Source organism: Helicobacter bilis ATCC 51630 (assembly GCF_000686565.1).
GTDB classification, from domain to species: domain Bacteria; phylum Campylobacterota; class Campylobacteria; order Campylobacterales; family Helicobacteraceae; genus Helicobacter_A; species Helicobacter_A bilis.
In genome coordinates, this window is record NZ_JMKW01000011.1 from 23,153 (window position 1) to 36,155 (window position 13,003).

13 protein-coding genes and 2 tRNA genes are annotated in these 13,003 nt (G+C 37.2%); 8 read left to right on the forward strand and 7 right to left on the reverse strand.

From position 1 onward, the window contains the following. Window positions 1-7: 7 nt before the first annotated feature. The 6 genes from T368_RS17050 (at window position 8) to ribA (ending at window position 5,270) form a co-directional block, all read left to right on the forward strand. Window positions 8-559 carry a carbamoyltransferase N-terminal domain-containing protein gene (locus T368_RS17050; protein WP_268902573.1) on the forward strand — a complete coding sequence of 184 codons (552 nt, stop codon included), beginning with the start codon at window positions 8-10 and terminating at the stop codon, window positions 557-559. A 5-nt stretch (window positions 560-564) separates the two neighbouring features. Continuing rightward, entirely contained in the window at window positions 565-2,436 is a 1,872-nt protein-coding gene (locus T368_RS17055; protein ID WP_004086230.1) for a carbamoyltransferase family protein, read from the forward strand. Between the two features lie 10 nt (window positions 2,437-2,446). Beyond that, window positions 2,447-2,824: a hypothetical protein gene (locus T368_RS0103590; protein WP_004086232.1), complete on the forward strand. Its 378-nt coding sequence runs from the start codon at window positions 2,447-2,449 to the stop codon at window positions 2,822-2,824. An 18-nt stretch (window positions 2,825-2,842) separates the two neighbouring features. Beyond that, window positions 2,843-4,141 carry an SGNH/GDSL hydrolase family protein gene (locus tag T368_RS0103595; RefSeq protein WP_004086237.1) on the forward strand — a complete coding sequence of 433 codons (1,299 nt, stop codon included), beginning with the start codon at window positions 2,843-2,845 and terminating at the stop codon, window positions 4,139-4,141. Between the two features lie 176 nt (window positions 4,142-4,317). Then, window positions 4,318-4,467, forward strand: a complete 150-nt coding sequence (locus T368_RS16105) for a DUF5989 family protein (RefSeq protein ID WP_004086238.1) — start codon at window positions 4,318-4,320, stop codon at window positions 4,465-4,467. 221 nt (window positions 4,468-4,688) lie between these two features. Next, window positions 4,689-5,270 carry a GTP cyclohydrolase II gene (gene ribA, locus T368_RS0103605; protein ID WP_004086239.1) on the forward strand — a complete coding sequence of 194 codons (582 nt, stop codon included), beginning with the start codon at window positions 4,689-4,691 and terminating at the stop codon, window positions 5,268-5,270. A 301-nt stretch (window positions 5,271-5,571) separates the two neighbouring features. Here the strand turns inward: ribA and T368_RS17375 are convergent, their stop codons facing one another. The 7 genes from T368_RS17375 to T368_RS0103635 all read right to left on the reverse strand — a co-directional run bounded on the left by T368_RS17375 (window position 5,572) and on the right by T368_RS0103635 (window position 12,652). Then, on the reverse strand, window positions 5,572-5,817 hold the full coding sequence (locus tag T368_RS17375; protein WP_080628844.1) for a toxin-antitoxin system YwqK family antitoxin: 246 nt from the start codon (window positions 5,815-5,817) through the stop codon (window positions 5,572-5,574). A gap of 15 nt (window positions 5,818-5,832) precedes the next feature. Continuing rightward, a complete protein-coding gene (locus T368_RS13150; protein WP_004086240.1) occupies window positions 5,833-6,216 on the reverse strand; it encodes a toxin-antitoxin system YwqK family antitoxin in 384 nt (127 codons plus the stop codon). 200 nt (window positions 6,217-6,416) lie between these two features. Next, the gene (locus tag T368_RS0103615; protein ID WP_004086242.1) at window positions 6,417-9,197 is read right to left on the reverse strand and encodes a valine--tRNA ligase; all 2,781 of its coding nucleotides are present in this window, start codon (window positions 9,195-9,197) and stop codon (window positions 6,417-6,419) included. A gap of 18 nt (window positions 9,198-9,215) precedes the next feature. Further along, entirely contained in the window at window positions 9,216-9,764 is a 549-nt protein-coding gene (locus T368_RS0103620) for a hypothetical protein (protein WP_004086244.1), read from the reverse strand. Window positions 9,765-9,773: 9 nt separating this feature from the next. Further along, window positions 9,774-10,310, reverse strand: coding sequence for a hypothetical protein (locus T368_RS0103625; protein WP_004086246.1), 537 nt, complete (start codon window positions 10,308-10,310; stop codon window positions 9,774-9,776). Window positions 10,311-10,318: 8 nt separating this feature from the next. After that, window positions 10,319-11,371 (reverse strand): hypothetical protein, encoded by a 1,053-nt coding sequence (locus T368_RS0103630; RefSeq protein ID WP_230455614.1) that lies wholly within the window; start codon window positions 11,369-11,371, stop codon window positions 10,319-10,321. Window positions 11,372-11,587: 216 nt separating this feature from the next. Beyond that, entirely contained in the window at window positions 11,588-12,652 is a 1,065-nt protein-coding gene (locus T368_RS0103635) for a bifunctional 3,4-dihydroxy-2-butanone 4-phosphate synthase/GTP cyclohydrolase II (RefSeq protein ID WP_004086250.1), read from the reverse strand. Between the two features lie 120 nt (window positions 12,653-12,772). Here T368_RS0103635 and T368_RS0103640 point away from each other — a divergent pair. Both T368_RS0103640 and T368_RS0103645 read left to right on the forward strand, forming a co-directional pair. Further along, a tRNA-Gln gene (locus tag T368_RS0103640) sits at window positions 12,773-12,847 on the forward strand. Window positions 12,848-12,923: 76 nt separating this feature from the next. Then, window positions 12,924-13,000 (forward strand) — tRNA-Met (locus T368_RS0103645). Window positions 13,001-13,003: the final 3 nt, after the last annotated feature.

The window sequence follows — 13,003 nt, forward strand, 5'->3', positions numbered from 1 at the left end:
TGGGGCTTTGCGTGTTTTGGGGCAATTTGTGGATAGGAGTTACCTAAAAGGTAATGACTACCCACAAATTGCCCCAATCGCGTCAAATTGCTCACCCAAAGCTGAATCGCTCCCAAAGCCAACACCCCTAACACTAGATTCCATCGATTCCTTTGTCTTTTACGACAAACCCTTCCTAACCTTTGAACGCCTGTTTGAGACCTACTTTGCCACCGCGCCAAAGGGCTTTCTAAGCTTTGTAAAGGCTATCCCTGTATGGCTTTCAACAAAGCTTTTCTTAAAAGAAACCATCGCACGAGAGCTAGAATCTTTGTATAAAAAACTCTATCCGCAAAAAAGTAAGCAAGAAATTAAAGCCTTTAAACAAAAAGTGCTTAATAATCTCTACTTTAGTGAGCATCATTTAAGCCATTGTAGTTCCGCATTTTTCCCAAGTCCTTTTAAGGACGCTGGAATTCTAACCCTTGATGGCATAGGCGAGGGGCGACTACGACTATTGCTAAGGGGTAAGATAATCATATTGAGATTTTACAAGAGCTGCATTTTCCGCACTCTCTAGGGCTTTTGTATTCTGCTTTTACTTATTATCTAGGTTTTAAAGTCAATTCTGGTGAATATAAAGTGATGGGCTTAGCCCCTTATGGAGAGCCAAAGTTTGTAGATATTATCAAAACGCATTTAGTAGATATGAAGCCTGATGGGAGCTTTTCACTCAATATGAAGTATTTCTCCTACACCTATGGGCTAAAGATGACAAATGCCAAGTTTGACAGCCTTTTTCACGCACAGAGAAGCCCAGAATCTAAGCTAGAACAAATCCATATGGATATAGCCGCAAGCTTGCAAGTAGTAACTGAAGAAATAATGATAGCCCTAGCTCGCACCACAGCAAAACTTAGTGGCAGTAGGAATCTTGTTTTAAGTGGTGGTGTCGCGCTAAACTGCGTGGGTAATGGCAAGATTTATCAAAAGCTTATCAAAGAAGAAAAGATTTTGGATCATATTTGGATACAGCCAGCAAGTGGAGATGCGGGGAGTGCGGTGGGGTGTGCCTTAGCGTTTTACCATATAGAATGCCAACAGCCTAGAATCGTGGATTCGGTCTTGGGTGAGCATTCGCACGATTGCCAAAATTTGGGGGCAGGAGTTACCTTGTCGGTAATGACTGCCCCCAAATTTCAGCAAAGCCTACAAAGCCCCACCGCAATTCCTAGAATCCGTGAAGAAAAACAAGCCGAGTGTGAAAAAGCGGATTCTCGCAATGAAACCCAAAATGTAAGTGAGCCAACAAAGGATTCTAGGAGTTTCACCCAAAACGCAGAAAATGTGTTTTGTAACCAAGCAGATAGGCGGCAGGATTTTTGTGATAAAAATGGGGCTTTGCAAGGCGAAGCAAGGGAATTACCTAAAGCGGTAATGACCGAAGCTGAGCCGAAGCAATCGCCATTTTTAGCCAAAAAGCCAACGCCAAAGATAAGCCCAAGCAATTCTAAGATTTTGGAGTTAGAATCGGGGTTTTCAAACGCCACAAATATAAAAGGGTCGCAGGCGGAAGGATTTGCCGATGATTTTGTGGGTTGCGCACGGCGAGCGGTGGGCGAAGGGATTTACCTAGCGGAGAGCCAAGCCCACCGCGCAGACTCCCGCAAAAGCGCGGCAAAGCCAACGCCTTTGCTAAAAGATTCTATGCAAGGAAGCTATTTAGGATTGTCTTACTCTAACGACGAAGTCCAAGCCACGCTAGATTCCCTAAACGCAGTCTATGAAAAGCATAATTTTGACACGATTAAAACACTTACTGCAAAAGCCCTAACACAAGGCAAAGTTGTGGGTTGGCATCAAGGGCGGTGTGAGTTTGGACCTAGGGCGTTGGGGGCTAGATCAATTTTGGGCGACCCACGCAATACCACAATGCAAAAGACAATGAATCTAAAGATTAAATACAGAGAATCTTTCCGCCCATTTGCCCCAAGTGTGCTGGACTTTGCCATAAATGAGTGGTTTGAGTGTGATTACATTAGCCCATATATGCTGCTTGTAGCCCCTGTGAAAAGGGAGAAATGCTACCCACTCACACAAGAGCAAAAAGAGCTTTTTGGTATAGATAAGCTTAATATCGTTAGAAGCGAGATCCCAAGTGTAACGCATATTGACTATTCTGCGAGAATCCAAAGCGTGCATAGAGAGACTAACCCGCGTTATTACGCTTTGATAGAAGAGTTTTATAAACTTAGCGGTGTGCCTGTGCTAGTGAATACGAGCTTTAATGTGCGGGGCGAGCCTATGGTGTGTAGCCCTTATGATTCTTATGCGTGTTTTATGGGGACGGAGATGGATATGCTAGTGATTGAGGATTTTATCCTGTATAAAGAGAAACAACCACAAGAGCATATCGCAAAGTTTAGAGATATTAAAGACAAATATGAGCTTGATTAAGGGAGAAGTTATGACAAACAATAGTGATTTACGCGTATTTTTAGGCATTTGGGCGGGGATTTTTGCAGTGTTTTTACTCTCTGGAATCTTATTGCACGACATTTATAGAATCTGGGCAATTGTGGGGCTTGGCATAGCTTTAGCCTTGCAAGTTTATCCTAAAGCTAGTGTGCCACTTTACATTACACAAGTTAAGCTTGGCAGTGTGATTGGTTGGTGCATTTCTCGTGCAACTTTGGTGGTGTTGTATTTTTGCGTATTTGTGCCTTTAGGACTAGTCTTTCACCTAATAGGACGCAATGTTTTGGGAGCAAGACTTGACAAAGAAAAGGATAGTTATCTTATCTCTCGTCAAAAGCAACCTGTAAGTATGAAAAATCAATTTTAGAAAATGAAAGGAGATTCTATGTTACAAAACAAATGGATAAAGTCTGTTGTGTGGATTATCGGGCTTATTGTATTAATGATGATTTTGCTGAAGCTAGATCGTTTATGTATGCGTGATTTTGGTTTTAGTATGCCTTATGCGTGGATTGGCGGTGCTTTTGCGATTATTTTACTTATTTGTGCGAAAAGGGCTACATCTCAAGGCTTAAAACTCGCTTTTATTTATATAGCGATTGTGCCTATATGTGTTGTGATAAGTGAAGGGGTTTTTTATTATAAGATTCAAAATAAAAAAGATATACTCATACAGCCACATAAGATTCTAGGCTATGCCCTTGCCCCAGCAGTTTCTGAAAAAGGCAAATTGATTGTAGATGACAAAGTGATTTATGATATTGTCTATACGCATAATGAAAATGCTTTGCGACTCACACCGAATAATAATACCAACTCACGCACTTGCTTGAATATCTATGGTGGCTCATTTGTCTATGGTTCTGGTGTTGGAGATTCTGAAACTATAACCGCATATTTACAAAACAATCTACCACAATATAATGTCAAAAATTTTGGTATAGGTGCAGCTGGAGCGCATCAAATGTTGGCACGATTAGAGTTTGATTTAGATTCTAAAGAATTGGGACAATGTGATGAAAATATCTTTATTTATGAGGCTATACCGCACCATATTTACAGAGCAAAAGGCGTATTTAAAGGACCAAAATATGAAAATATTAATGGTGAAATTATTTATCAAGGCACATTTAGCGATGAAGAACAGGCGGTATTTTGGCGAAAAGATGATGACACAGAAAAAAATAAAATAATAGAAAACAAACCGCGACAATCTTTTATACAGCGTATGGCAAGCACACTCAAAAAGACAAAGGACCAACTTGCAGAATCTTATACAAGAGAATATTTATTTCCGCTTATTAAACCCGGTTCCAAGTCAAAAGATTTACTACAAAACGAAGTTTATGAAAAAGGGTTTGCCTCCAATTTGGATAGAGTGAAGCTAAATATCTCACAAGACCACATCTACTTTGACATTATACGAAAGATAAACAAGATATTAAAAGAAAAATATAATGCAAAACTTTATGTGCTTTATTGGGATTATGATATGCACACACAATTTTTAGACAAATACGATAAAGTCATACAAACTACACTTAAAAACGATGATATCCCCTTTTTTACGATAAGTCAAATTATCGGTGATGATTATAAAGAAGATTTAGAACGCGTAAAAATGGGGACTTTGAACATTTTAAATATAGAATCTCGCGTTGGGATACGCACCCAAATGCCCTAGCAAATGAGAAAATCGCAGAGTTTATTGCCACACAAATTAAAAATGGCAAATAAAACCAAGTAAATTACACAATCTTAATTCTACACATGACGATCCAAACAAAAAGGGGCAAGAATGACAAATAACATCTTTTTACACCGCAAGGTTACCCAACTAACACATAATAAGGAGCAAATATGAATATCATTAAAGAATTATGGGCTTTTTTAAAGGAACGCAAGAAGTTTTGGCTTTTTCCTGTGATTATTATCATGCTATTTTTAGGTGTATTGATTGTATTAGCAAAAGGCTCAGCTGTCGCACCTTTTATCTATACTATATTCTAGTATATTAAGCCACAAAGCACAGACTAAAAGAGAGTTAGCGATAGCCCCAGTCTCGTTTATATGCCTTGTGCTTTGCTGCAAAAAATTGTTGTGTTTAGATTCTAAGGTATCATCGGCATAAAATTCCCATTAAACCAAAAGGCTACAAAACTCTATGTTGCCATAATCATAGATTTATACTATAATTTCGGTTTTTGCAATGAAAATATTTGGAGATAAATATGTTACAAATTGAGGTTTCACAACAGGCTAATCTGCCTACTCGCTTTGGGGATTTCAAAACAAAAGCATTTCGCGAATACATGCCCAATGGTGAAAAAAGAGAACATCTTGTCGTTTTTACAGAAAAGTTTGAGAATACGCCGCTAGTTAGGGTGCATTCAGAATGTTTGACGGGCGATGTGTTTGGGTCTAGGAAGTGTGATTGCGGTCCTGAGCTTGCCTTTGCTATGGAGCAGATTCACAAAGAGGGTGGCATGCTTATTTATCTGCGTCAAGAGGGCAGGGGTATTGGGCTTTTTAATAAGATTAATGCGTATAACCTGCAAGATAAAGGCATGGATACGGTGGAGGCAAATGAGGCACTAGGCTTTGCAAAAGATGCGAGGGAATATGAGATTGTAAATGAGATTTTTAAGCATTTTAATATCAAAAAGATACGACTTCTAACAAATAATCCGCGTAAAATAGAATCTATGAATAAATATGTCGAATGCGAAAGGGCAAGTATCATCATCGAACCAAACGAATATAATAAAGACTATCTACAAATCAAAAAGGCAAAACTGGGGCATTTGCTGTAAGGGCTTTTTAATCTTTTAAAAGATTCTATTGTTAAAGGGGTTTGGCTGTATTAGATTATGTTTTTAATTTTGCTTTAATTGCTTTATTGTGATTTGTGTTTGTGGTGAAGTGTAGATTTTATAGATTGTGTTTTAGTGGATTTCGATAGATTATAAATGTATTGTTATATTATTTTAAGGGGTGGTTTAGAATCTAGCCCCTTGTTTTTATTTTACTTTTACTTATCTTTGAAAGGATATTATAAAAAGGGGTTATTTTATATTCTTTTATTGTTTAGAATATAAAGATTCTAAGATTTTGCTATTTGCAATATGTTTCAAAATTTTCAATCGTCATGTCTCCCAGAAGATATTTTGCGTCCTCTTTGCTGAGATTTCTTGTCGCACATTTTACAAATTGTGCTTCACCATGACTATAACGAGCTGTGCCTAAAAGCTTTCCATCTTCAGAGTAGATTTTATAATCACCATGCACTTTGTCTTCAGCAAAGTTACCCTCTTGTTGAAGTTGTCCATTTTCATAATACCATTTCGCAATACCATGCAGTTTGCCATTTTTAACCTATCCTTCACCTTGAAGATTCCCATTTTCATAATACCTTTTTACAATACCATTTGACTTGCCATTTTCTAATGGCGATTCAAATCTAAGAATCCCATTTTCATAATACAACTTTGCGATACCATTTGGTTCGCCATTTTCAGTTGGTATTTCAAACTTAAGCTTACCATTTTCATAATAACTTTTTATAGAGCCATGTTCTTTACCATCTTTATATGGTCTTTCTTCTCTTATATCACCATTTGCATAATATTTCATCTTAACACAGCCTGTCTTTTTATCTGCTTCGCTTTTACACTCTTTTAGCTCATTTGCTTGTAATCCTTGTAATGTAATCACGCTTACTAATCCAAAGCCTATTGCCATTTTCTTAAAATTAATCATATTAACCCCTTATAAAATCTAAAAAAAAATGTTGCGATTTTACAAAAAAAACAAAATCAAGTATATTTTAGTTAGATTCTATACTTTGATGAAACTTTTAGAATCACAGCTTAGGGTTAGAATACATTATAAGTTGTTAGGGGTTTGTATTCATAAATCTAGCTAGATTCTATAACTAGATAAGTCATAGATTTACAAGCTTAAATCTGTAAAGCTTTCTTCTCATCAAGCACTTTAGCAAGTCTCTCTTTTAAGTCGTTTAGATTCTCTTTATTTTGAGTTACAACGGCTTCTGGGGCGTTTGCGATGAAGTTCTTATTATTTAGCATATTTTCTAGCTTTGCTATCTCTTTTTGTATCTTTTGGGCTTGTTTGTCTAGTCTATCTAGTATCCCTGCTATATCAAAGTTACTTGCAGCAAGATAGATTTTTGTCATTTTGCCAATGTCAGCGATACATTGGGCTGGTTTAGAATCTACAAATATAACCTCTTTTACTTTAGCAAGTTTTGCTACAAATGATATAAAAAGCACTTCAAAATTTATAGAAGATTCTTTAGAATCTAGACAGAGTGATTGTACTAAGTCTTTATCATCTTTTTGTAATTCTATGAAAACTTGCGGGAGTATATCGCTGCTTATTCCTAAGTTTGCACGCATTCTGCGAATGGTAGTAATGGAATCTAGAATGATTTCAAAGCCTTTTTCTAATGCGGTATTTCTCGCTATATCTTTTGGAAAAGATTCTATCATAATGGAGCGGTTGTCTTTTAGTCCAGATTCTATATCTCGGCTTAGAAGTCGCTGAAATACATATTCACTTAAAAATGGCATTAAAGGGTGTAAAAGCTTCATAGATTCTATAAGAATGCTTGCTAATTCAAACACGCTTTCTTTATCGGCTTTCGCACATTCTATACCAATATCACAAAACTCATTCCACAAAAAGCGATATAAAATACTCGCATATAAATCAAATCGATAGGTATCAAGGGCGTTACGCACTTCTTTTATAGCTAGATTTAGCCGTGATTTCATATAGATTCCAAGCGGGGTTTTATACTCATCTAAACTCTCTTTTTCACAGAATCTATACTCGCTTCTTAGCTGCCCTGCATATAGCTCTAAGAAACTCATGGCATTTATAATCTTATTTGTAAAATTACGCGTGATTTCAAGCTGCTTTTGTGAAAGGCGTATATCTCTGCCTTGCACACATAAAAACGCAAGGCTAAACCGCACGACATCAGGGCTAAAAGTCGCACAAAGATTCAAGGGGTCTATTACATTGCCCTTTGATTTACTCATCTTTTGTCCCTTTTCATCAAGCACAAGGGCGTGTAGATATATATCTTTAAATGCGATTTCTTTGCAGTTAATATCCGCACTTAAAAGCATTCTAGCTACCCAAAAGAAGAGAATGTCAAAGCCAGTGATAAGCAAGGAATTAGGATGAAAATCTTTTAAATCACTCTCTTGCCATAACTCTCCCCTGCCAAAGTCGCCATTCCCAAAGCCTAGTGTGCTATGAGTCCAAAGTCCAGAGCTAAACCATGTGTCTAGCACATCATTATCTTGTGTTATGTTTGTGCTACCACATTTAGGACACACGGGGTTATCATCTTTACTTGCAAATTCATTCCCGCATTCACAATAAAACACTGGGATTCTATGTCCCCACCATAGCTGACGACTGATACACCAATCGCGTAAATCTCGCATCCACGCATCATAGTTATTCTTCCATTGACTAGGATAGAATCTTGTCTCGTTTTGATTTACTCTCTCTATCGCCCCTTTTGCTGCGTCTTTGCTTACAAACCACTGCTTTGAGATATAAGGCTCGATGATATTACCGCAACGATAGCACTTGCCTACTTTATTTGTATAGTCTTCAATCTTTTCTACAAATCCCGCCTTTTCTAATGCCGCGATAATAGAATCTCTTGCTTGAAGTCTCTCCATACCGCTAAACTCGCCACAATATTCATTTAAGATTCCATTCTTATCAAAGACTATTATATGCTCTAGATTATGCCTTAGTGAGACTTCATAGTCATTCATATCATGGGCTGGTGTTACTTTCACCGCACCACTACCAAACTCCATATCTACAATAGAATCTGCGATGATTTGTATCTTTCTGCCAATTAAAGGCAGTGTGAGTGTTTTGCCGATTAAATGCGTGTATCTAGAATCTTGTGGATGCACCATAAGGGCGGTATCGCCAAAAAATGTTTCTGGTCTTGTTGTCGCAACGATGATGTAAGGATTTTTTGTATTAGAATCTTTTAGGGTATCTTCTATAATATATCCTTTAGAATCTATATATTCACTCAAGTAATACCGCAAATAATATAGCTTACCCTTATTCTCTTCATATTCTACTTCTATATCGCTTAATGCTCCATCATGTGTGCACCAATTAATCATTCTCTCGCCACGATAGATAAAGCCCTTTTCATACCAATTACAAAAAGTCTCTTTTACTGCGTTTATAAGCCCTTTATCCATTGTGAATCTTGTGCGTTTAAAAGCTGGAGAAAAGCCCATAGTCCGCATTTGCTCTAGGATTTTACCGCCGCTTTCTTCTTTCCATTCCCATACTTTTTGTATGAAGGCTTCTCTGCCTATATCTTCTTTTTTTATGCCTTGCTCTAATAATTTTTTTTCTACGACATTTTGCGTTGCGATTCCTGCGTGATCAAGCCCGGGCTGCCATAGCACTCTAAAGCCATCCATTCTCTTATAACGCGTAATAATATCTTGCAGTGTGAAAGTTAAGGCATGTCCTATATGCAGCACACCTGTAACATTTGGCGGGGGCATCATAATGCAAAATGGTTTAGAATCTTTATAATGTGGATTATAGATTTCATGGCAATTTGACTCAAAATAGCCTTTTTTCTCGCATTCATTATAGATTAATTGTTCCCAATCGCTAGTAAATGCCCTTTTGTCGTTAATATTTTGTTCTGCCATATAATTCCTTTATAATATTTAGCGTTTATATGTGCTTTGAGTGATAGCAATGCGTAGTTCAAAGGATAGATTCCCTTTCTTTGTCTTTTGCACTACAAATGGAAGCTCAAGTATCGCACTGATATTTTTTGCATGTAGTCGCGGCACAATATCAAGGATTAAGGCTAGATTATTAATCCCTACTTCGCCTGTGATAGCATAAAACTGCTTTTTAAGCTGGTCTTGTGGTATAAGCTCTTCGCCCATCTTTTTTACATTTATGCGTAAAAAGCCTTTAGGTAAGTTTTTGCGTATTACAGATTCATTAATCACGCCATTAAAGACTTTTATTTTCTCATGATTAGCACCTGAAAAGGCATTAATCTTTGCTTGTGCATTATCTCTCACTGCCTTTGTGCTAGCAAGCACATCTTGTGTTACACGAGTAAATCGCACTTGTTCTTTATAGCTATCAACATTTGGCATAATATCTACATTGATATAATAAGCAACAGCGGCAATAAATAGCACACTCCATACAATATGACGGAAAATAATATCTGGTTCTACATCTTTTAATATTGCCATATTTACGCCTTATATATTATCAATTCTCTCAATCAAGCCATCATCGCTTAAGGTTTGACTGATAGATTCAAAGTTTAGCCAACCGCTTGGAAGTTCATAAAAACTTGCGTTACTTCTTGCATAAATTGTGCGTAATTGCGACTGCAATGAGGTCTCAAAAAGCTCTCTACTGATAGTAGTCCCACGCATAAAAAGCTGATTATTCTCAAATCTTATCGTGCTTATTTGCACCCCTTGTGGAATCATAGCTATAATATTTTGTATCTGCATACGCAGCTTTTCATCTCTTACATTAATCTTTTGTGCGACTTCAAGCTCATAGTATAATCTCTCGCTTTCTTGTTCTAGATTCTTTGTTGATTGCACTATTCTTTCTTGCTCTGCCTTTGCTAGATTCTGTGTTTCTTTTAGGTTCTCTACTTGTAATAAAAGCTGGACTTTAAAGACGATTAAAATGCCAAAAGCAAGTATAAAGTAGAATCCCCAAATCTTTGTAGCTGGTTTTAATACATGCTTTGTTGTTGCTTTTGTAAAACTATAAGTCATAATATTTCCTAACTATCTAACTCAATCTGCATAACATTTGTTAATTCTCTCAATAAATCAAGCCCAACAAGTGAAAAGTCTATCATAAGATTTGACTTTATATTATCCACTGCTTGAGATGAGATACCATAACAATCAAAGAATACAATCTCTTCAATAAAATCGCTTTCATATAATGAATTATTATAAAAATCCTTGATTGCGGCTTGTAAAAGATTAATAATAGTCGTAGATCGTCCTAAATCCTGCAGGTTATCCATACTAGAGCCACCACTATCGTCATCATCACTTGAGCCGCTTACATTTTCACTTGCCTCACTTGTAAGACTATCAAAATCAAAGTTTTCATAATCTTCTAACTCATCTTCTAGCCCACCAAGCTCTGTATTTAAATCATCTAAGCCTTGCGCGGTAGAGCCAGATTGTGTGCTTGTAGTAGATACTAGCGTATCTTCAGAGAGAGAAGAAGGCAGAGAATCTCTTACATTTGTTACACTCTCTCCTGCACTCATAGGTAAAAATGAGCCATATAAAATAGCCTTTCTTGTTAAAACTAATACTGATAAATCCTCTTTTTCCTGTAACACAAAAAGCTTTGGTCTATCGCCCACAAAAGTTTTTGCTTTAAAAAACAGCAATACAAAAGGTGAGAATAAAAAGTCTAATCCCATAGCTTTTTTAAACATATTTTGATATTGTGTAATATCATCTTTTAGTATAAAGGCAAAGGCGCTAGGCAGCTTTATAAACTTATATTCTTTCTCATTTACATTAAATGCGGCGAATTGATTTTTCTTCACACCGGGGACTAAGACTTGTTCTGTATTCTTAGAGAGTATGGCAACATAGCTATATGCGTAACGAGACTTTAGCTTCTTAATAAACTTAATCACTTCAGCAGAGAGATTCCCATCTAGAATCTTAAATTCTTTATCAATCTCTTCTACGATATGACCACCGCGTTTTTTCACAACCTTAATGCTACACGCAGTCGTGTTATAATTCACACCGATAAGCACAGTCGCAAAAAGTGGTCGAAAAAGCATACCAAGAATGCTCACAATAAACCTCATCTATTCAAATTTGCTAGTATTATAGCATAGTTTTAGCCATATAAATTTTGGATACCATTTATCATAAAGCAAAAGTCGCTCCATTTACTAATGCTAATATAAATTTGGAGTAGCTTAAGGCGATGAAGCTAACTCTTTTAGAATTTAATTTGTAGATATTTCATTTTAATACGATAGGTTGTTTTAGAATTATGGCTTCCATCCTCATACTTCAATGCTTTGTTGCAAATGCAAATCAAAACCACTTAAGGCATTGTAGCTTTTATTTGCGTTGTTGGCACAATGAGAACTAAGAAGTGTAAAGTCTTTCACACCAAGTGATTTTAGAATCTGTGCGCCGATTCCAAAGTCTTTCATATCGCCACAATTTTTTGCGATATTTCCACTATTTGCCATATTCTCACTATTTAGGCATACAAGATAGCCGCCTTGCTGTGAAAGTAAGTCTATGCTTTTTTGCAGGGCTTGCCATTCACTAGAATCTGTCAAAAGGGCAATATCGCTACTTGTATTGTGGAATCTAATGAGTGGCGTTGTAGCCTGTGGGCTAAAGCTAAAGGCGATATGGCAATTTTGCAAATGATCTAAAAATGTGATTTTCTCGCATTTTTGCCCCATAAACTCGGCTTTTTCTCGTAAAGTTTCACGCACGAGATTTTCAAAATTTAAGCGATATTGAATGATGTCGCTGACATAAAGAATCTTTAGATTATGAGTCTTAGCAAAATCAAGCAGGAATTTATCCCCCCGCCCTGCCATCGTGCCATCTTTTTTCATAATCTCACATATTACGCTAATGGGCGAAAGCCCTGCAAGGCGGCAAATATCTACACTGGCTTCTGTATGCCCTGTGCGGATAAGTGTGCCACCACTCTTAGCAATAAGTGGGAAAATATGCCCCGGACGCACAAAATCGCTTGGCTTTGCGTTACTATCACACATTAGGCGGATTGTCAAATCTCTCTCATACGCAGAAATGCCCGTCTTTGCTTCCTTAGCGTCAATGGATATGGTAAAGGCGGTTTCGTGGTTGCTATCATTTCTTTTTACCATTGGGGGCAGGTCTAGCTTATGGGCTAACTCTTGCGTGATAGATACGCAGATTAGCCCCCTTGCCTCTTGTGCCATAAAATTGATTTTCTCTGGTGTGGAAAAGATTCCAGCCATTACCAAATCGCCTTCATTTTCTCTGTCTTCATCGTCCATTATAATAATCATTTCACCTTTTTTAATCGCCTCTATGGCGTCTTTCATACGCGTTTGATACATTAGATTACATACTCCGTAATAACATTTTTAAAAATTATATCAATTTTATTTGACTTTTTAGCAAAACTATGATATGATTTCGCCTTTAACTTCTAACTTCAAGCAAAAGAAGCAAAGCGTTGGGGTATCGCCAAGCGGTAAGGCACCTGGTTTTGGTCCAGGCATTCCGAGGTTCGAATCCTTGTACCCCAGCCAAATATGCAAATTACTACATAAATTTACTTCTAATAGATTTGCTTAATGTGGAGTTATCTTTGATATTTTTGAGTAACGCGGGGTAGAGCAGCCAGGTAGCTCGTTGGGCTCATAACCCAAAGGTCGGGGGTTCAAATCCCTCCTCCGCAACCATTC

Excerpts from the sequence above, each read along its gene's own strand:
- T368_RS0103590 (WP_004086232.1), top strand. The coding sequence starts at position 2,447 with ATGACAAACAATAGTGATTTACGCGTATTTTTAGGCATTTGGGCGGGG.
- T368_RS0103595 (WP_004086237.1), top strand. The coding sequence starts at position 2,843 with ATGTTACAAAACAAATGGATAAAGTCTGTTGTGTGGATTATCGGGCTT.
- T368_RS16105 (WP_004086238.1), top strand. The coding sequence starts at position 4,318 with ATGAATATCATTAAAGAATTATGGGCTTTTTTAAAGGAACGCAAGAAG.
- ribA (WP_004086239.1), top strand. The coding sequence starts at position 4,689 with ATGTTACAAATTGAGGTTTCACAACAGGCTAATCTGCCTACTCGCTTT.
- T368_RS13150 (WP_004086240.1), bottom strand. The coding sequence starts at position 6,216 with ATGATTAATTTTAAGAAAATGGCAATAGGCTTTGGATTAGTAAGCGTG.
- T368_RS0103615 (WP_004086242.1), bottom strand. The coding sequence starts at position 9,197 with ATGGCAGAACAAAATATTAACGACAAAAGGGCATTTACTAGCGATTGG.
- T368_RS0103620 (WP_004086244.1), bottom strand. The coding sequence starts at position 9,764 with ATGGCAATATTAAAAGATGTAGAACCAGATATTATTTTCCGTCATATT.
- T368_RS0103625 (WP_004086246.1), bottom strand. The coding sequence starts at position 10,310 with ATGACTTATAGTTTTACAAAAGCAACAACAAAGCATGTATTAAAACCA.
- T368_RS0103635 (WP_004086250.1), bottom strand. The coding sequence starts at position 12,652 with ATGTATCAAACGCGTATGAAAGACGCCATAGAGGCGATTAAAAAAGGT.